The organism is Halobacterium sp. KA-6, from assembly GCF_021029015.1.
GTDB lineage: Archaea > Halobacteriota > Halobacteria > Halobacteriales > Halobacteriaceae > Halobacterium.
The window spans coordinates 1-19798 of sequence record NZ_JAJJZH010000004.1; the positions used below are offsets into that span (position 1 = coordinate 1).

Genomic DNA, 19798 nt, shown 5'->3' on the forward strand with positions numbered 1-19798 from the left:
CCAGCGAGGAGCGCATCCGCGAGGCCTTAGAGGACACGGACGCCGGCCCGGACGTCGACCGTTTCGTCGTCGCGTGCCCGATGTGCATGACGATGTACGAGGACGGCCGCAAAACGGGTGGCTACGAAGACGACATCGAAATCACGGACGTCACCGAACTCCTCGTCGAAGCAATCGACGCGAAAGAGAAATAGGCGTATACAGGAGGTAATATCGTCCTTTTCGTGACGAGAAGATGGCTGTGCAGTTGGAGACTTCTGGCATTACGTTAAACCCGAGTCCCAAGACAGAGATTCCGTGTGCTCGACGAGAGAAAAGCAAGCAGTCCCGAACACGAGAAGATGAGGTTGTTAAGCGGTCGGCGGGACTATCTTGATTCGTGAAATCCCGGTGCCGCAATCAACACGATTCTTGAGCACCGCCAGACCAAACTTAGCCGGTTCTCTCTTGGTCTTCGGTAAACGCAACCCGTCTGGCAGAGCAAATTTTTATTAGAACTTGCTGTGAGCATGTGTGATGTGTACCAAGTACTACTCCCGGTAGGAGAGAGCGAGGAACGAGCGATGAAAGCGGCGGAGATCGCTTCGAACCTTCCGAATGCCGAGGAAGCGGTCGATGTCGTCATTCTGAACGTCTTCGAAGAGTTTGACGTCACGGGTGAGGGTGGACAAGTCAAGTCCGAGGACGTGTGGGACGAATCCGACTATCCGGATAGCGTTGCAACCGTTGAGAACTATCTGGATTCGCGCGTCGCGGCGGTGTCGAAGCGACGTGAGCATGGCGACGTCGCGAAGCAGATCCTAGCTATTGCTGACGAAATCGACGCTGACAGCATCGTAATGGGCGGCCGCAAGCGGAGTCCGACTGGGAAGGTCTTGTTCGGGAGCACGACGCAGTCAGTGATGCTCTCGGCGAAGTGCCCGGTGACAGTTTCGTTCAGCTAGTAGTTCGAGTGCAGTCTGTCCGGGCGCTGTCTCTGGTTTTTCCACGTATATCGGTGGGCGGAAGTGAGATGCTATCTGGGCTGGATCAGGTATATTTTTGTTGCAATACACGAGAAGAGCGACTGTGCCATCGAAATCCATCGAAACGTTGAGGGAGACTATCGGCGAGACGTATCGAACGGTCGAAGACTTTGAGGTCGAGCGCGGGAAAGTCGCAGAGTTCGCGCGTGCGATCCACGATCCGGCAGAGATTTACTTTGACGAGACTGCCGCAGAAGAAGCGGGCTACGAAACGATTCCCGCGCCACCTACGTTTCCGCGGACATCGTACTTCCCTCGTTATCGTCCCGAGGGCGTCGATTATAGCTTAGGATTCGATCTCGGCTTTGACCGCGCCCGCGTGGTTCACGGTGAACAGAAGTACGAGTATAACCGTCCACTCTACGTAGGCGATGTCCTTGTTGGGGATACCACCATGGAAGAGATTTACCAGCGGGAAGGCCGCAATGGTGGGACCATGACGTTTGCCGTCCTATGTACAGAGTTCATGGACGAAGCTGGTGAACATGTACTGTCGGCGTATAATACTCGTATCGAGACGGGAGGAGCTATCTCAGGTGAGTCAGAATGACTGACGAGTTTACGGTGGGCGATTCATTCGAGCATACTGTTGAGGACGTTGGCCGGACGGATTTTGTGAAGTACGCTGGCGCGAGTGGCGATTTTAATCCAATCCACTACAACGAACCACACGCGAAGCAGGCGGGCTATGATTCCGTGTTTGGACAGGGAATGTTCACAGCAGGGGTCGCCTCACGCTCCGTCCGCGAAGCTCTCGGTCTCCAGTACCTCGATGAATACCAGACACGATTCAACGCTCAGGTCTGGCCCGGAGATACGCTCTCTACCACAGTTGAGATAACAGCAGTAAGCGAGACAGATGAAGGAACGCGCGTCGAAGCAGATGTCACGGTCATAAATCAAGACGGCGAAAAAGTGGTTACAGGAAGTGCTGTTGCCTTCCTGTGATATCCTCCGCGCCGTGAACCGTGGTCTTCTCGACATGGGAATACCGGCTAACCACCGATAGCTTGGTCCAATCGACCCTGGACAGGAAGATTGCTCGTTAGTTGCTAAGAACAGGTCGCAAGAGAAAGTTCGTAGGCGCTCTTGGTCTCAGAAGAGTACTGTAACTAGTGTATTTGGAATTGCCTTCTTGTTGTGTGGAGCCAAGAATAGTCTCGTTTCTTAATAGGAAACAATCTATAGATTGATTTAGGTTCGGCATATTCGATGAATACCGGATGCAGAGCGAATATATCTATAACGTTGAAAAATGGTGCAACTATTCTACTATTAATTCAAGGAATAGGTTATCTATGACGGCAGATGCATTGTCGTTACGTTATGTGTTTCTTCGCCTCCTCTGCTAGGTGATATCTTATCGGGCAGAGTTTACTACTATACCTCTAGATCGGCTCACTCAATATTTGCTTACAAGTATATGGCTGTAATTCCAGCAGTATAATATCGGCCAGTACATTCCCATTACAACCATATAGTCGTAATTCTATCGGAGAGGATGAGAGACGAGTAGTGAAAGGCATATTACAGGAACCCCGCTCATATATGGGAAAACAATATTCAGAACCTTGATCTGTTCTCCATGGTCAATTTGAACGCTCTCTAATGGACATACATCCGCTATACGCCCTAAATAACATCTTGGAACGATATCTTCCCCACATATAATATCTGTATCCGGTTTTCCTAACCAGAAACAGAATTGAATCACTCATCCCTACCGCGATTGCTGCGATTGCGTCGTCCTATGGACCGTAGGTCAAACGTGTTTGAGAACTGTGCAGCGCTGTATTCTCCACGTCACGCGCCCACTACGCTCGTTCGTTGAGGAAGGCAACTTAGCACCGCAATTCAGGCAAATCCGATAACCGAAGGTTAGGAGTGAGCAATATTGAGCTCGATCTCATTAACGAGACTCAAAAGAAGATCGGGATACTCGTCATCCATCGGCGACCCACGCATTCTGTGGTTCGGACCCGAAACGACGATTGCACCGAGTACTGTGCCATCGGGCTTAGTCATAGGTGCAGCGACAGCATAGAGACCCCGTGTGCTTTCCCCAACGCTATAGGCGACACCGCGTTCCCGGATCGTTTCAAGTTCTTCGACCAGCGCGTCACGGTCTGTGATAGTGGCTTCAGTCGCACGAGGAAGGCCATGACGGTCGATTATTTCGTCAACACGCTCAATCGGGAGTTGTGACAGAATTGCTTTCCCTGACGCGGTCTGGTGCAAGTACATCTGTGTGCCTGGCCGCGTTCGCGAGGGAACCCCATTGGTCCCAGCTTCTCGATAAAGAACGACTGATTTACCATGCTGTTCAGTCATACACTGAGCCACCTCTCCCGTTTCAACGGCGAGTTCTCGCACCTTCGTCTTGACAATATTCGTACTCGGGAACTGGTCTCGAACGTAGCCCCCCAGATCCAGAAACTGAAGGCCCAACTGGTATCGGTCACCTTCCTTGACGACGTATCCATGTGCTGCCAAAGTCGTGAGATGCTTGTGGACCGCACTCTTCGACAGCCCAGTCTCCGCCGCAATTTCGGTGACTCGACCGCCATCATTCTCTTTCAGCGCGTCGATAATTGTGAAGGCGGTTCCGAGACTCTTGATCGGTACGTCAATCTCGTCGCCCTTCGTCCGATCCGGTGTATCGTTGTTCATACCCTAGCAGTGATCTGTAGTTATGTGAGTGTTTCCCATTCAGAAACGCCTGCCAATTCTGTCTACCTGTAACCCCCTCTATCACCTACCCGAAATCAACCCAATCGTAGCAACAATTCCTATCTCAAAGAAACGTCCGCGGTTCGTTGGCTCTCGTACCCAACTAAATTCAGCGGTAGTACCCTCTTGGCCGCTACCACCTGTCGGAACGCAGGCTGTTTAAAACCCAATACGGCAGAACAAGAGTGACTCACCGCACCAGTCCCAAGCGATGGCTACTCGCCGGTAAACTCTGGGTCTCGATCCTCGTAGAACGCTTCAATACCTTCCCGCATGTCCTTCGTGGCGAACAAAGAGGTGAACAACTCCAATTCGTAGTCCAACCCAGCATCTAAATTCATCTCCGCACTCGCAGAGAGGGCACGCTTACCGTGTTCGAGTGCTTTCGGGCTCTTCTCTGCGATAGTCCCCGCCAACTCCGAGAGACGCTCCTCAAACTCACCCTCAGGATGGGTTTCCTCGACGAGACCAATCTCTTCTGCTTCCGTAGCATCTACCAGCTCTCCGGACAGTGTAAGCTTCTTCGCCTGACCCATCCCAACCACTTGTGGCAGTCTCTGGGTACCGCCACCACCCGGAATAAGACCAAGGCCAATCTCGGGCTGGCCAAGCTTTGCGCCCTCTTTGGCGACACGAATATCACACACCAACGAAAGTTCACACCCTCCGCCAAGCGCGTGACCGTTGACCGCAGCGATAACAGGAAGCGGGAATTCTGCAACACGCTCGTAAATGCGTGGCCGGGCACTCGCTTCCCGCTGGTCGAACTGATCGCGCTCCCGGAATTCGCTAATGTCCGCACCCGCGACGAATGCACCGCCTTCGTCGTCGCCCGTAATCACTAGCACGCGGACGTCCCTCTCAGTATCCTCCAATGCGTCAATCGCCGTCTTCACCTCCGACCGAACCGTCCCGTTCAACGCGTTCCGCGCATCCGGCCGGCTAATCGTAAGCGTAGCGACGTGCTCAGCGATCGTATCGAACTCAACAGTCACCGTTTCGAACTCGTCAAACTCGCTCATCGGTGATCCTCCCCGGCAGGGCGGACAGCTTCACCGTCCTCCCAGACGTAGAACCCCTCACCAGATTTCTTCCCGAGTTTGCCGGCACGGACCTTTCGACGAAGAATCTGCGGTGGGCGGAACCGCTCACCTAACTCCTCGGTCAAGTATTCCGCAATATCTAGGCGGACGTCAAGCCCGACCACGTCGGTTAGCTTCAGCGGTCCCATTGGATGATTGTATCCTTCCCGCATCGACGTATCGATATCGCTGACGCTTGCTACCCCAGTTTCGACCATCCGCATCGCTTCCAACCCTAGAATGACGCCAAGCCGGGAAGAGGAGAATCCGGCGGTGTCGCGGACGACAACTGCTTCCTTCCCGAGGTTTTCAACATAGTCGACGGTGGCCTGCTCCGTTTCCTCGTCAGTCTGTTCCGCGATAATAACCTCCACGAGTGGCATGATGTGCGGCGGATTAAAGAAATGCACACCGACGACGCGCTCGGAATGTTCAAGCGCACTCGCTAATTCCGTTACGGACAGCGACGACGTGTTCGTCCCGATAACAGCGTTTTTATCGACGATCTCCTCCGCGTCCGTGAGCACGTCCTTCTTCAGTTCGATGTCCTCTGGGACCGCCTCAATCACGAAATCCGCATCCTCGACAGCAACTTCGAAGTCTGCGCTCCCCTCAATGTTCTCTAACGTAGTTTCGCGCTCCTTCTCCGAAACCTTCCCTCGTTCGACGCCTTCTGCAAGGTTGTTCTCAATAGAATCCAGCCCATCTTGTACACGCTGTTGATTCACGTCGTTTAACGTCACATCATGGCCGGCAGCGGCCGAAACTTGCGCGATGCCGTGGCCCATGCTCCCCGCACCAATAACTGTGATACGCATGAATTGAGAGGGATTGGGGATACCGATAAACGTTACGCTCGTTCGCCGGTTGACGGTGACCGACGAGATAGTGACACCCCAGATGGCGGCGGAAACAGTGCAGCGACCTGCTTGAGACTGTCTCCGTGGAGAGTAGTCGCTGGATATCTTAGCTGCTTAGACGACTTTGTCGCTCTGGAACCGGGAGATTTCCTCGTCGCTGTATCCCAACTCTGCAAGTATTTCGTCGGTATGCTCTCCGAGCATCGGGGGGGCTTGACTCGTGTCCGTTTCAAGACCCTCGAAATTCACGGGGTTGCCGGGCGCTTGAAAGGTTCCAAGGTCTGGGTGTTCCATCTCTGTAATCATATCGGTGGCCTCGATGTGGGGGTCGTTGACGATGTCCTCAACCGTATTCAGTGGTGTCGACGGAACCCCTTCGGCGTTGAGGCGATCCATCCACTCTTCGGTCGTTTGCTGGGCGAAAATCTCATCGAGAGCTTGGTCAAGTTCGGCCCGATTTGAGACGCGGTCGGTGAATGTGGCGTATTCCTCACGGTCCAGCCATTCCTCGCGGTCGATCGCACGACAGAAGGGTTCCCAGTGTCCCTCGCTGATGACGCCGACGACGAGGAAGCCGTCTGCCGTCTCAAACGCTTGGTACGGCATCAAGTTCGGATGGCGAGTTCCCATCCGCTGGGGATTCTCTCCGGTGGCGAAGAAGGTTGTGACGTGATAGAGCAGAAACTGAAAACTCGAGTCGAGCATCGCCAACTGGATGTGTTCGCCTTCCCCGGTGCGCTCACGGTGGTAGAGGGCGGTCGTAATCGCGTACAGAGAGGTCATTGCCCCCGCGATATCTGATACTGAGATACCCACGCGCGCGGGCTGGTCTTCGGTTCCAGTGACGCTCATAATGCCGGACCGACCCTGCAGCACAATATCGAACGCTTTCTGGTCGCTGTAAGGACTGTCTTTACCGTAGCCGGACACGTCGCAGTAGATGATCTCGTCGTTTAGTTCGGCGACGGTATCGTAGTCCGCATTAAACTTCTCGGCGTCTCCTGGACTGAAATTCTGTATGAATACGTCCGCTTTTTCGAGCAGCTCGTGGAGGATATCCTGCCCTTCGTCACTGGTCAAATCGAGGGTGAGGCTTCGCTTGTTCCGATTAAGGCTGACAAAGTAGGCCGAAAGTTCGTTGTATTCGGGCGTGAATGAACGCGTCAGGTCACCGTGAGTTGGATGTTCAATCTTGAGAACCTCGGCCCCGAGATCACCGAGCGTCTGCGTGGCAAACGGTCCAACCAAGGCTTGTGTCGCATCAACGACAGTAATGCCCTCTAATGGCTGCATACTTGAGCGTAAGGACCGTTCTTCTTAGTCGTTACGACGACTGTTGACCCAGGCACCATATCCCTGAAACAATGACCGCGTGCGCTCGAATAGATGCACCGATCGTCTTCATCTGGAATCCCCCAGCCTCAATCAAGGTAGAAGTCGACCAATGGACCAAACCTTTATTGTTAATCATTCATGTGGTGGTACTATGCCTCCTGTTAGCAGACGGGATGTGGTGAAGGCATCGGGCGGTTTAACAACATTCGCACTGGCTGGCTGCCTCGGAAACGGAGACGGCGGTGGCGGCGGTGACGGCGGTGACGGCGATGGTGGCGACAACAACGGTGGCGGAGGCGGGACGACTTCCATCGGCGTCGGCATTCCGAGTGCCACTACCACGAGCGGTTCGGCAAGTAACTCCCTCCAACGCGTTGTTGAGGAAGTCTCAGGCGAAACCGAACCAGCCGGTGAAATCCGGTGGAACAACCAAGAGACCGGTGGTGACCCCCCGAGTCTTCGACAGTACAATCAGGGGAACGTGCGAGCAATGACCAGCGGGAACTTCGTCATCGCGTCAGCGATGCAGGACGCACCGCCTTTCTCGGAGCGTCCAGTAGACGAAATTCCGCATCAGCTGTTCTCCCTCGCAACGCTTCACATGCACATCCTCGCAGTCGACGGATCGGGGATCGAGACAACCGATGACCTCGCTGGGAGCAATTTCTGGCCACTTCCGCCCCAGTGGGGGCTACGCTCACAGGCAGAAGTAGTGCTTCGGAACGCTGGCATCTGGAGTGACCTCCAAGACTCCGACTCGATCGTCAACGCTGGCACGGGGCAGGTCGCCGGTCGAATCGAGGAGGGAAGCGTCGACGCCTTAATCAGCTACGGGTCTGGATTCGCTAATCTCCCCGGCTGGGCAACTGAAGTCGACGCCAGGGCCGATCTTCATCCCGTCGAATGGAGTGACTCGTTCATCGAGGGCGCCAATTCGACCCGTGGTACCAATCACAGCGAAATCGAGGCCTACGGCTGGGAAAACCAGGACTTCAACGGAGAAACCATAGACGTCTACGGTGCTGACTTCCAGTTCTTCCTGAGCCCGTCGATTTCGCGAGACGTCGGCTACGAACTCGCGCGTATTAGCCACGAGAACGCTGGATCAATCCAAGACGGACAGCCCGCCTACCGTGACCACAGCGACGCGGAGACGATGGCTTCGCTTTACCTCGAAGATCAACCGGTCCACGCAGGCCCGTACGACTTCCTTGAAGAGCAGGGCGTCGACATGAGTGCCTACACGCGTGGCGAAGTCCAGGACTAACGTCCTCCACAACACCGTCCATAGTTTATAATGAGTCAAAGAGAAAGTGAACCATCCGTATGGTCGCCGCTAGGATTTGAGCGCGAGCATCTGCTAAACAACCTCCTCACAGTAGTTTCCCTGCTTTTCTGGGCGCGGATCGTCTTATACGCCTGGAATCAAGAAGTGCCACGAGCGAAGTTTGCCGCCGTATTCCTCGCTGGCGGGATGCTGATTTACGTTGTTGAGCAACTGCGTGATTTAGAGGAGGGAAGCCTACTCGAACGGCTCTGGCTATGGTTCTGTGCAGCGATGAGCATTATCGGCCCCGCCTACGTATGGTGGCACTACAAGGTACTAGAGACCCTTCGTATCGGGTATGCACTTCCGCGAGAGTACGCCCTCGGTGCAGTGTTCGCGGTAGTCGTGCTCTACTTGACCTATCGAGCGTTCGGCACAGCCTTTGTCGGCGTCGTCATCGCGGCGATCGCTTACGCATACTTCGGCTACGCAATCCCGGGAATATTCGGGCACAGTGGGATTGGAGAGCGCCAGATAATCAATCTACTAACGATGGAGTTCGACGGGTTCTTCGGGTCGATCACACAAACTGTCGCCGTCAAGGTCTCGATGTTCCTGCTGTATGCAGGCCTGATGCGGGGATATGGCGCGTTCGACCTGATTATGAAGCTCTCATATCGAACGACGAAGTACCTGCGGTCCGGGGTCGCCCAATCAGCCGTCTTGTCAAGTCTCATCGTCGGATCTATTAACGGTGCACAGACGGCGAATGCTGCTATGACGGGCTCGTTCACCATTCCGCTGATGAAGGAAAGCGGAATGAAAAAGGAGACTTCGGGCGGTATTGAAGCCGTTGCGTCGTCCGGTGGACAAATTATGCCGCCGGTGATGGGCGCGGCAGCCTTCGTGATGGCGTCACTCGTTCCCTCCGTTGGGTACGTAGATGTCCTCGTCGCTGGTATTGTGCCCGCGCTTGTCTTCTATATCTCAGTCGCTATCGGTGTCCACTATATGGCGATCAAGCAGCTCCCAGAAGAGGGGATTGATCTTGAAAAGCGCATCAAGGAGATCTCGGACGGGTATCATCCAGTGATCGAAGCGCTGCGCTTCGGTATTCCGTTTGCCGTGCTGCTTTACACGCTTGGCATTGCGCAGTGGACAGTCATTTCCTCCGCGCTGTACACTTGCGCAGCGATGGTTCTGACAGGATCTGGTCTTCCCATTCTCCTGAGCTTCGTGCAGAGTGGGCCAAGTCCTGTTGAGACAGTCACAGATGTGTTCAACAGCACAATCTCCGGGTTCAAGTTCGGTGCAATTGCGATTGCGCCAATTACGGTTATCATCGCAGCAGTCAACGGTATTGTTGACCTGCTGAACGCAACTGGGATGCCCGGAAAACTGTCGATTGCACTGGTCAGTATCGCGGGTGGTGTAATGCTGTTCACCGTTATTCTGGCGATGATCATTTGCCTGATTCTGGGTCTAGGCATGCCGACGGTAGCAGCGTATACGATCGTTGCACTACTCATTGCCCCAACCATAATCACCAACTTCGCGGTGCCAACGTTAGCTGCACACTTCTTTGTCTTCTATGCAGCCATCCTCTCCGGAATCACCCCACCAATTGCAATCGCGGTAGTCGTTACCGCTGGAATCGCGGAGGCAGACTTCTGGCGGACAGCTCTGGAAGCACTCAAGCTTGGACTACCACTGTTCATTCTCCCGTTCACGTTTATCTACAATCCTGAGATTGTAACCGGTGGGTTCGATCTTATGACCGCTGGATCCGGCCTCGTCGTCTTGCTCGGTGCAATCACGATTACTCACGGTCTGAACTGTGCACCGAAGCCGTTCGGTATCCCGTCGCCGTTCAGTTACGGTGTCCGGGCTCTGTTCGTGCTATTGGGCACGCTTGCGATGGTCTGGCCGGGGATGGCGCCGCGCATTGGTGTCGTTGTTGCCTCGGTGGTGCTTATCCTCGCACAGACTCAGCTCCCCCGATTCCGATCCGTGGAGCGCGTCTCGGGAAGTGACTGAAGCGAGGATCATTTTCCTCGCTGATTTCGATTTACCAGAAAGAAGGCGAGAATGCCCCTTCCTCAACAAGCGAACGGCGTCAGCCGTCAGCGAGTAGGGTGGGGTAGTTCACGACGATAAATTATTTACCTAATGACCGCATCCATTCTGGCATGCGAGACGTGTACGTAGTCGGGGCTGCCCAATCAAAATTCGGCACCTTCCCCAACGAATCTTATCGGTCGCTGTTCAGCTCAGCGTTCGAAAGTGCTGTCGAAAGCGTTGATGGCGATTTCGACCGCACCGAAGTAGATGAGGCCTTTATCGGGACACTTGGCGTCGGGGGTCGTCAACTCGGCCTTTCTGGCCCAGCTGTCACTGAGTATGTTGGACTTGATGGGACGCCCTGCACCCGTGTCGAAAATGCTTGTGCAGCGAGCGGCGTCGCACTCCGTCAGGCTCTCACATCTATCCGAGCCGGAGTTTCCGACATCGCAGTCGCAGGCGGGGTTGAAATCATGACTGACATGAGTAGCGAACAAACTCGCTACTGGCTCGGTGTTTCCGGAGAGACAGAGTGGGAGCGAATGGCCGGCACGACGTTCGCTGGGGTATATGCACAAATGGCGTCGGCACACATGGATGAGTATGGGACAACTCGTGAACACCTCTCTCGGGTCGCCGCGAAAAACCACGGAAATGGCGCAAAGAATCCCCACGCACACCTTGGATTCGATTGCTCGCTAGAGGACGCGATGGAAGCAACGACGATAGCTGATCCGCTGAATCTCTACGATTGTTGTCCGACGTCAGACGGTGCGAGTGTTGCCATACTAGCGTCCCGTGAAGTGGCAGAGGAACTAACTGATTCTCCGGTCCGACTTACTGGAAGTGGACAGGCCAGCGGGACCGTCGGTCTGTTCCAACGTCCGACCATCACTGGGATTCCAGCTACAGAGGATGCAGCAGAGCAGGCCTACGAGGAAGCAGGTGTCGGTCCTGAAGATATTGATTTCGCGGAGGTTCATGACTGCTTCTCCATCGCTGAACTGATGGCCTACGAAGACTTGGGTTTCTGTGAGAAGGGAGAGGCTGGCCCGTACATTGCATCTGGAGCGACTGAACCGGACGGTGAACGGCCGGTTAACCTATCAGGCGGGTTGAAATCCAAGGGTCATCCGATCGGTGCGACTGGGACCGGACAGTGCGCCGAGGTGTTCAAGCAGCTACGGGGTGAAGCCGGTGACCGGCAGGTTGACGGCCTTGAACGAGGTCTCTCGCATAACGTCGGAGGGTCTGGTGGCGCTGTCGCTGTTCATATCTACGAGGAGGGATGGGCATGAGTGCCATCGAAAGCGCTGGGACGTACGTTCCGCGATACCGGATCACTGCCGATACCATCGCCGAAGCATGGAACGGCTTCCATGCTCGCGGTGTGCATGAGAAACGTGTGGCCGCAGGCGACGAGGACGCAGTCACCATGGCTGTCGAAGCGGCAAAAGACGCGCTCGCTGCGTCGGCTCACGGACGCGAGGACATCGAAACATTAGCGCTTGGCACGACCACGCCACCAGTAGAGGAAGGTGATATCGGGGTCCAAGTCGCTGAGATTCTTGGACTGGACAGCTCAACCGAAGTAGTGGTCCATAGTCAGTCTACGCGGGCCGGAACGCGCGCACTGGTCGCCGCGCTCCGCGCGGACACACCTGGTCTCGTCGTTGCCGCCGACTGCCCGCTGGGCGAGCCTGACGACGCTGTTGACCACGCAGCAGGTGCAGGAGCCGTAGCACTACTCGTCGGTGACGACGGCGCGCAAGTAGTCGATACAGCGACATACACAAGCGAGTACCCCGGTACGCGGTTCCGACGACGCGGCTCCGAAACGACTGAAAAGTACGATGCTACCGCTTACGAGCGCGATGCGTACACGACGGTGATCGGCGGCGCAGTCGAGAAACTTGCGGAGTCACCGGCAGCAATCGCGCCAACAGCACCCGATGGGTCTATCCCTAGTCGTGCAGCGAGCGTCGCTGACGGCGCGACTGTCTACCAGTATGCCGATGAGCTCGGTGATACCGGCGCGGCGAGTCCGCTGTTCGGCCTGATCTCAGCGTGGGAGAACAACGAGAGTCCCGTGACTGTCATCGGTTTCGGCGACGGCGCCGGGGCTGACGCCGTCACAATCGAGGGATCGCTGCCAGTTGAGATTGATCGGGCGGCGACTGATATTTCCTACGCGGAGTACCTTCGGAAACGTGGGCATATTCTTCCTGACGGAGGTGATGAGTGATGGGAGCTTATATCAGCGTCCCGACGTGGTGGCAGAATCTCGACAGCCGCTACCGGTTGACGATTGGCGAATGCGGAGAATGCGGTGCGACAAAGTTCCCGCCGGAAGGTGCCTGCATCAACTGTGCTGCCCCTGGCAGCGCCCTGGAACCGGTCGAACCGGAGGGAACCGGAGAGATCGTTGCTCACACGGTTATCGAAGGAGGAGAACCGCCAGAATTCTCGGAGCTTATCAACACCGAGGATGCCATCGGGGCGGTCCTCATCGAACTCGATGAGGGCGCGCGCGTCCCTGGGATGCTTACCGACTGTGACCCGCATGAATTCGGTCGCGGCGACCGCGTGGAGGCGACGGTTCGACGCATCTACGAGCAGGAAGGTGTTGTCCGCTACGGTGCGAAATTCCGACCGAAAAACGACTAGAGGTAGACCCCGTCGGGGTCCAACTCCTCGCGGATCAGTCGGAGTTCGTCTTCAGTTGGCGGTTCCGTTTCATCAACATCGCCCGCAAATTTGATATCCCAGCCAGTCGCCTCCTGCACATCCTCGCGATCGACGCCGGGATGAATCGACTCAACAACCATCTCCTCGTTTTGGAAGCCCATCACAGCCATATCCGTAATGACGGCCGCGGGGCCTCCCCCTTGAAGACCATGCTTCTCGCGGCCTCCCTCGCCGTCGATAAAGCCAGGGCTTGTGACAAAGTCGACTTCCTCCGGGAAGCGCTGGCGCTGGTGGGATGTGGTGATGATGGTTCGTTCGACGTTGCTCGCGATTTCGCAGGCCCCGCCGCTCCCGGGAAGGCGAACGTCCGGGTCGTCATAATCGCCGATGACAGTGGAGTTGATGTTTCCGTGCTTGTCGACCTGTGCACCACCAAGGAATCCAGCGTCAATTCGGCCTGCTTGCAGGTAGTAATTGAAGCCGCCGTGCAGGGACTCGATCGATGCCGCACCCGAAGCCAGCACAGGATCCCCGATAGAGAGTGGGAGGCTTGAAGGGTCGGAGTCGATGGTCCCTGACTCGTAGATCATCCGGAGGTCCGGCGCGTGTGTTCGCTTCGCCAGATTCGCTGCCAAGTTGGGAATCCCGATGCCAACGAGCACCGAGTCCCCGTCTCGAAGCTCCTGTGCCGCTTTCACAACCATTAGTTCCGTGTCGGAATAGCTCATTCAGTTCTCACCCATGTTGATCGGCTCTGAGTAGGCATTTCCAGTTTGCAAGTCGAGCAACCGGTCGCTGGACAGTTTACGGATGTACTCATCGCGGTCCGCTACGCTGTAAACCCACTCGTCGAGCCATTCCTGGGTACTCTCATGGGTCTGAGACACTTCATCCCAGTTCAGGTACGCATCGTTGTCGCGGTCGTAGTATCCCTGGGCATAGGAGGGATGTGAGCCATAGGGTTCCTCAACGATGTAGTCTATGTCGTCGGCTGTTACGAGAGTCCGATTGGGATCCGAGCGGATGACTGACTCGTCAACAATTTCTTCGACACTCAGGATAACCGTGTCCGACGCCAGCGCTGCCTCTTTGTGTTCACCAGAAATACCCCAGAGGTGCACGTTGCCGTTCTCGTCGGCTCTCTGCCCACGAACAACAGCTACGTCGGGGTTCAGCGGCGGGACAGCGTACACTTCCTCGTCGCCAAAGGGCGATTGAACGGAACGGATATTGTCATTTTCCGCGGGTAAGTCCGATCCTGAGAACGTTTTGAGCGGGACAAAGGGAAGTCCAACTGCGCCGGCGTATAGCCGCATTACCAACCCGAAGTGCGTATACTCCTCTAGTTCAATCGGATTCGGAACGCCGTCCTCGATGGCACGACGGAACGCTCGAAGGCTTCCAACACCTGGATTACCAGCCCACGAAAACGTGACTTTCCCGACGCATCCTGCAGCGATCATCTGGTCGTAAATGAGATCTGGTGTTGCGCGCACGACCTCGAGGTCCGTGTATTCTTGACGGATTATCTCGTGGCCGGCAGCGAACGGGATTAGGTGCGTGAATCCTGCTAGATAGACCCTATCACCGTCGCTAATGGCCGTTGAGATGGCCTGTTTCATACTTGTGACTTTACTCATTGGTATACTTCCCCATGTTGCTCAGTACACTGATGGAAAGGGCTTAAATTCTCTTGTCCGAGCTTAACTTTCCACGGGCGGAGCAGGAATGCCTCGGAGCGTGACCTCGAGGTAATTCACGCGAAAGCCTCGGGTTAATCCGCGAAGCGAGTCGCATGCCGAAAATAATAAGCACCGGTGACAGAATTTGATAGTATGGGATTTCGCCTCTCAGACGAGCATCGTGCAATCCGTAAGGCGGTCCGAGAATTCGGCGAAAACGAGATTGAACCCGTCGCTCGAGAACACGACGAGGAAGGATCCTATCCGAAAGAGATCATCGAGAAGGCTGCGGAACTCGACCTACTCGCTCCGAGCATCCCGATAGAATATGGCGGTCCCGGTATGGACTCGCTTTCCTCGATTATTGTCACTGAAGAGCTCTGGCGTGCCGATCCGGGTATCGGCTCGGCCGTCGGTTCTCGTGGATTTGGTTCGGATATGATCAAGGAGTATGGTGACGAATGGATGAAAGAGAAGTGGCTTCCCCGTATTGCGAATGGCGAATCCGCGTGCTGTAGTTGTATCTCAGAGCCCGCACATGGTTCAAACGTCGCGGGGATTGAAACGCGCGCCGAGAAGGACGGCGATGAGTACGTCCTTAACGGCGATAAGATGTGGATTACGAACGGCTCAGTCGCCGACGTTGCTGTCGTAATGACTAAAACCCGTTCCAACCCGGAGAACCCCCATCGCGGGATCACGGCGTTTCTTGTGCCGACTGACACCGATGGGTTCGAACCGACGAAGATCACGAACAAGCTCGGGATCCGGGCTTCTGACCTCGCAGAGATCAAGTTGGACGACGTCCGGGTTCCCGAGGAGAACATTATCGGTGAACTCAATGAGGGGTTCTACCAGCTTATGGATTTCTTCGCGTCTGGGCGTTCGAACGTCGCAGCACAGGCTGTTGGTGTTGCACAAGCTGCGATTGACGCCGCTGTCGACTACGCGAACGAACGTGAACAGGGTGGCAAAGTGATCAAGGAGTACCAAGCCGTCTCGCACAAAATTGCAGATATGGCGGCAAACACTGAAGCAGCGCGTTCGCTTACCTATCGCGCTGCGAGCCAGATCGAAGCGGAAAATGACCAACTCGCTACGAGGTTTGCGTCGATGGCGAAACTTTTCGCCTCAGAGAATGCTGTTGATGTGGCCGATGACGCGATTCAGGTCTTCGGCGGGGCTGGGTATGTCTCCGATTACCCAGTTGAACGATACTACCGCGACGCCCGCATCACGAAGATCTACGAAGGAACGAGTGAGATTCAGCGGAACATCATTTCCGACCAAGTGCTGTAATGGGGGCGCTTGTTTGGATGTCGGTTTCTCTTCGGCTGACGTGTGTCACCCTCTCTGACTGACTGTCGAGAGGGGTCTGTGGGGCCGGCGGATCCGCCTCGAGACCGCTGATTTGTATTGTCACTATTTGGGTAGATTTTTAGTTCCACCTTCTAAATTATACTTTATTGGAAGTCAGTTCTCATGACGAACTATGTGGAATCAGAGTTGAACCGCTGCAGAACTGTCTGGATATACCTAAGCGTGAGAAGCCACTATCATAGTTTCTATAACACCATATCTCTGGACCCATAGAAATACAATTAGCCGATACGGATCGCTAGAGAATACAAATAATACAGATTATTCGAGAGTATTTAATGGAGATATGCAGAAGTAAACTAGCCGATTCGGATGATTTTGTCAACTTATCCGAAGTTAGTTCAACGCCACTAACGAGCTGTCGGTCAGCAATCTACGCCAGGTCATAGACAGCTTTTCCTGAATGAATTTCCGCAAAGTTCTATGATTACAATACTATATTTGGATTTGATAGAGCTGCTGTTGAATAATCTCCCGGAGATCCGTCCCCCCATTCGCCCACGATAACAACTCGGTTGCATATGGTTCGTATCCACCCAAAACGTGAGAAAACCTCCAAGAGTCGCCACAACACAGATCCCTGCTAAGCAAACCGCCAACGACCAACCAGCAGTGGCCGGGAAACCCACACGACAATTCACGCTCTCGATGAGGTTCTCTTGACGCTGTCTGCCGAATTCGGGGTATTTGTGTATGACGGGGTTCTCTCCTCGAAACAAGATAGGGATTATGGCCTGTGCGAGGCTAAAATCTCGCCCTTCAGGGCGGGAAGGATGTCAGCTGTCGGATAGTAGTATCCGCACGAACCACCGCCTCAAAGCACCTACCCTACTCGCTTTTTTCGGATGCGAGGGCGATCAGTCCCATGGGGCCGACGACGAACACCTGACCGGCCGCGATGACAGGAGATGAATACGCGGCTGCGTGGACTGCCGCGAACTCCCATCGCTTCCGGTCGGGAGCAAGAATCCCGCCTGTGTCCCGGCGGAACGCACGCACGTCTCCGGATACAGCGAGGACGGATTTCTCAGTCACGACCGGGGCGGCGGTGCCCTCGCTTGGGAGATGCGCTTGCCAGTTCGTCTCGCCAGTCGCTGCGTCGAGTTCATGCAGGTCGCCGGCGATGACGTAGATGTCTCCGTTTGCGGCGACGGCGGCAGCACCACGACTGTGTAGGTCACGCCGCCAGCGGACTTCACCGGCATGATTGACCGCAACGGTCTCCTGATGGCCGGTCTGGATGACACCAGCGTCATCAATGACTGACGCAGCGTAGGCCGTATCGACGGTGACGCGCCAGCGTTCGTCACCGGTTCCGGGGTCGAGTTTCACAACCGCGTTCCGGTCAGGGACATATACGCCGTCTTCAGTCACAGCGGGGGTGATTTGTGTCGCGGTGGAATCACCGAGGTTATACTCGTCGTAGATGAGCGGGTTTAGCGGTTGTCGCCACTGCTCGGTGCCGTCTGGTGCGAGCTTGACACAGGCGGTCGCATTCCGCGCGTAGATATCGCCTTCTGCGAGACTGACGCCGTAGGTTCGTCTGTCGCCAACGCGAAACGTATGCTTGATCTCGCCATCGGAGAGCGAGAGCACAGTTACAAACGCCGGTGCCGGGTCTGGCCCGTTGCTCGTTTGGACGACCCGCGTCGGCACGTAGAGCCGCTCCCGGGATGGGTCAAGGGCTGGTGCGCCACAGACTTCGGTGTCAAGCCGCCGCGACCACTGTTCATTCCCATTGACCGCGACAACCTCGCGGCCAGCCGCGAAATACACCACATCCTCGTGGACGACCGGCGGCGCATACGGCCAATCACTCGACGCCAGCACGTCATGCGCCGCTGGCTCTGGCATCCCACTTGCGACGCGATTCGCATTCGCCGGCCCATTGCCATACGAGCGCCAGTCACCGTCGTGGAACGGCTTCTCATTCGAGTCGTTGTTCAAACGTTACAACCAGCGAGAGTGCTTGTCGCCGCCGTCCCACTGAGCGCGAGGACCGCGCGCCGCGACACACGCTCCGAGTTTGATTTACCCTGGGACGAAGGGGACTGCGACAACGAAGACTGCGTGGAGGACTGGTTACCGGGGGCCATTATGATATCCGTTCAACCAATCACGGAAAGTATCTTGTGTCTCACCAACCACGCGAACGAGTCCCCTGTGCAGGGCTCGTACGTCCCATTACAGTCCGTCTCAATCCAGTGCACAAGGATACCGATGCGTGCAAAGCATCACCTGCCATCCCATTCTAGGTGGTTCGAGAGTATACTCAGATATTCCTAGAAAATCGAAAGTACAGACTATGTGCTGAACGTAGCGAACACGAATTCGTCGAAGAGCTTGGAATAGTATCCACGTCCAGTTCGTTCCAGTCTGATACGGTGTGGAATGTCCGCTAAGTAGATGCCAGCAGCGCTCAGGCAAAGACGCTGCCGTCGGTTGAGCGACGGTCGGTGTCGACGAACTGCTCGGCGTTGTCGATTGAGAGGGCGCCGTTCGCGAACGCGAGGTTCCGGCGGAGCGTCTTCTACTCCCGTATTGTTTCTGGATCGATCTCGTCCTGTGGGGACCCGGACTCGGTGAGAGTCTGATTCGTCTGGTTGACCGCCAATTCTTCGGTTGAGTCGACACCGAATTCGGAACGATACTCGGTGAGCTGTTCGCACATTTCTTGGATTCGTGTGACAAGTTCGTCGGTCGAGACTTGGTCAAGGATGTCGGCAGCCTGTTCGACGACGAGTGATTCCGGTGAGCGTGGATACAGCGTGCCACCGTGCTCGCCGGGTGACGTCTCGACGAACCCCTCATTGGCGAGAAGTGTGTGGGATAACGTGTTTGATCTGTCTTCTCACCCACGCGATCAGATTCTACCTAACCGATAAGATCCTGAAATCATAGGTAATATAGTACTATCCTGTTCTGTACCATCTCGATTGGCGACGTTCCATCGAAATCTTGATTTGGTCTTGTCGGTTATAGTAATGTCAATATTGCTCAAGACAATTGCGGTCAATCAACTGGCTCCTCCACCTACGAATTCTGGAAGTGTTCGATTCGGCACTGTTCAGATTGAGTGATTTTGGATGAAGGCGGTGGTTTGGAGCCATGTTTCGACGGTTGCTGGCTGAGTGCGCCGAAAATGATTACCAAACTGGTTGGTTCTTCGTTTTAATTTTTTGCAGACACGTTCTGCAGCGTTCCGCTCCCCATGTGTTTCATGTCGGAAGCGGAGGCCGTGGCGATGAAGCGCAGGCTGCAGCCACGGCACTCCATCGACCAAGAATGTTGCCTCCTCGACGTGATGTTTTTCGCGGGGTTCACGGAGAAACATCTCAGTAAGAGCTTGTGTTCGTGTCGTAAACAGTCTGGTATGGGGGTATAGATTGGTTGCTGGATCGACAGCAGCAGACAGCCAGTAGCGCTGATCGTTGAGTTTGAACACGGTTTCGTCGATCGCAACGTGATCCGAGTTCTTCCCATCAGTCGGCTGTAAGCCGGCTTTCTGCACCCAATTATGGACGGTTGATCGAGCGCGATTGACACCAAACTTATCGAGAATTGAGATGGTATATGAAAGTGATAGATCGGCCGCATGGAGATCGATACCGAGTTTCATCAGCTCGCGCGGTGTCTCCTCACGCTCCACAAACGCTCACTCAATCCAGTCATTATCACCGCTGAGGCG

18 protein-coding genes and 1 pseudogene are annotated in these 19798 nt (G+C 55.2%); 10 read left to right on the plus strand and 9 right to left on the minus strand.

The genetic code is table 11. The features are described from left to right. The 4 genes from LPA46_RS09790 to LPA46_RS09805 form a co-directional block, all read left to right on the plus strand. On the plus strand, positions 1-194 hold a 194-nt coding region (locus LPA46_RS09790; RefSeq protein WP_230892366.1), incomplete at its 5' end, for a hypothetical protein. A gap of 324 nt (positions 195-518) precedes the next feature. Further along, on the plus strand, positions 519-944 hold the full coding sequence (locus tag LPA46_RS09795; RefSeq protein ID WP_230892367.1) for a universal stress protein: 426 nt from the start codon (positions 519-521) through the stop codon (positions 942-944). A 124-nt stretch (positions 945-1068) separates the two neighbouring features. After that, positions 1069-1575 carry an FAS1-like dehydratase domain-containing protein gene (locus tag LPA46_RS09800; protein WP_230892368.1) on the plus strand — a complete coding sequence of 169 codons (507 nt, stop codon included), beginning with the start codon at positions 1069-1071 and terminating at the stop codon, positions 1573-1575. Further along, positions 1572-1973, plus strand: a complete 402-nt coding sequence (locus LPA46_RS09805; RefSeq protein ID WP_230892369.1) for a MaoC/PaaZ C-terminal domain-containing protein — start codon at positions 1572-1574, stop codon at positions 1971-1973. The genes LPA46_RS09800 and LPA46_RS09805 overlap by 4 nt, the downstream gene beginning before the upstream one ends. A 930-nt stretch (positions 1974-2903) precedes the next feature. On the opposite strand, the gene LPA46_RS09810 is transcribed toward LPA46_RS09805, so the two are convergent. The 4 genes from LPA46_RS09810 to LPA46_RS09825 all read right to left on the minus strand — a co-directional run bounded on the left by LPA46_RS09810 (position 2904) and on the right by LPA46_RS09825 (position 6990). Then, a complete protein-coding gene (locus LPA46_RS09810; protein ID WP_230892370.1) occupies positions 2904-3695 on the minus strand; it encodes an IclR family transcriptional regulator in 792 nt (263 codons plus the stop codon). Between the two features lie 275 nt (positions 3696-3970). Continuing rightward, entirely contained in the window at positions 3971-4777 is an 807-nt protein-coding gene (locus LPA46_RS09815) for an enoyl-CoA hydratase/isomerase family protein (RefSeq protein WP_230892371.1), read from the minus strand. Next, complete coding sequence (locus tag LPA46_RS09820; protein WP_230892372.1) at positions 4774-5655, minus strand: 3-hydroxyacyl-CoA dehydrogenase family protein; 882 nt, start codon at positions 5653-5655, stop codon at positions 4774-4776. Before LPA46_RS09820 ends, LPA46_RS09815 begins: the two co-directional genes overlap by 4 nt. Positions 5656-5811: 156 nt before the next feature. Continuing rightward, the gene (locus tag LPA46_RS09825) at positions 5812-6990 is read right to left on the minus strand and encodes a CaiB/BaiF CoA transferase family protein (RefSeq protein ID WP_230892373.1); all 1179 of its coding nucleotides are present in this window, start codon (positions 6988-6990) and stop codon (positions 5812-5814) included. 193 nt (positions 6991-7183) lie between these two features. On the opposite strand from LPA46_RS09825, the gene LPA46_RS09830 reads away from it, so the two are divergent. The 5 genes from LPA46_RS09830 (at position 7184) to LPA46_RS09850 (ending at position 13027) form a co-directional block, all read left to right on the plus strand. Continuing rightward, positions 7184-8299: a TAXI family TRAP transporter solute-binding subunit gene (locus LPA46_RS09830; protein WP_230892374.1), complete on the plus strand. Its 1116-nt coding sequence runs from the start codon at positions 7184-7186 to the stop codon at positions 8297-8299. Positions 8300-8329: 30 nt separating this feature from the next. Continuing rightward, the gene (locus LPA46_RS09835; protein ID WP_230892375.1) at positions 8330-10336 is read left to right on the plus strand and encodes a TRAP transporter permease; all 2007 of its coding nucleotides are present in this window, start codon (positions 8330-8332) and stop codon (positions 10334-10336) included. A 152-nt stretch (positions 10337-10488) separates the two neighbouring features. Continuing rightward, the gene (locus tag LPA46_RS09840; RefSeq protein ID WP_230892376.1) at positions 10489-11658 is read left to right on the plus strand and encodes a thiolase domain-containing protein; all 1170 of its coding nucleotides are present in this window, start codon (positions 10489-10491) and stop codon (positions 11656-11658) included. Then, positions 11655-12605, plus strand: coding sequence for a hypothetical protein (locus tag LPA46_RS09845; protein ID WP_230892377.1), 951 nt, complete (start codon positions 11655-11657; stop codon positions 12603-12605). The genes LPA46_RS09840 and LPA46_RS09845 overlap by 4 nt, the downstream gene beginning before the upstream one ends. Further along, the gene (locus LPA46_RS09850) at positions 12605-13027 is read left to right on the plus strand and encodes a Zn-ribbon domain-containing OB-fold protein (protein ID WP_197425414.1); all 423 of its coding nucleotides are present in this window, start codon (positions 12605-12607) and stop codon (positions 13025-13027) included. The genes LPA46_RS09845 and LPA46_RS09850 overlap by 1 nt, the downstream gene beginning before the upstream one ends. Here LPA46_RS09850 and LPA46_RS09855 read toward each other — a convergent pair. Together LPA46_RS09855 and LPA46_RS09860 are read right to left on the minus strand one after the other, a co-directional pair. Continuing rightward, positions 13024-13776 carry a CoA-transferase subunit beta gene (locus tag LPA46_RS09855; protein WP_230892378.1) on the minus strand — a complete coding sequence of 251 codons (753 nt, stop codon included), beginning with the start codon at positions 13774-13776 and terminating at the stop codon, positions 13024-13026. The genes LPA46_RS09850 and LPA46_RS09855 overlap by 4 nt on opposite strands. Continuing rightward, positions 13777-14670 (minus strand): CoA transferase subunit A, encoded by an 894-nt coding sequence (locus tag LPA46_RS09860; protein WP_230892379.1) that lies wholly within the window; start codon positions 14668-14670, stop codon positions 13777-13779. 213 nt (positions 14671-14883) lie between these two features. On the opposite strand from LPA46_RS09860, the gene LPA46_RS09865 reads away from it, so the two are divergent. Further along, positions 14884-16029, plus strand: coding sequence for an acyl-CoA dehydrogenase family protein (locus tag LPA46_RS09865; RefSeq protein WP_230892380.1), 1146 nt, complete (start codon positions 14884-14886; stop codon positions 16027-16029). Between the two features lie 909 nt (positions 16030-16938). On the opposite strand, the gene LPA46_RS09870 is transcribed toward LPA46_RS09865, so the two are convergent. The 3 genes and pseudogenes from LPA46_RS09870 to LPA46_RS09875 form a co-directional block, all read right to left on the minus strand. Next, the gene (locus tag LPA46_RS09870) at positions 16939-17964 is read right to left on the minus strand and encodes an outer membrane protein assembly factor BamB family protein (RefSeq protein ID WP_230892381.1); all 1026 of its coding nucleotides are present in this window, start codon (positions 17962-17964) and stop codon (positions 16939-16941) included. A gap of 565 nt (positions 17965-18529) precedes the next feature. Beyond that, a pseudogene (locus LPA46_RS19120) lies at positions 18530-18928 on the minus strand (DUF7342 family protein); the annotation flags it as partial. A gap of 249 nt (positions 18929-19177) precedes the next feature. Next, on the minus strand, positions 19178-19759 hold the full coding sequence (locus LPA46_RS09875) for an IS6 family transposase (protein ID WP_230892382.1): 582 nt from the start codon (positions 19757-19759) through the stop codon (positions 19178-19180). Between the last annotated feature and the right edge of the window lie 39 nt (positions 19760-19798).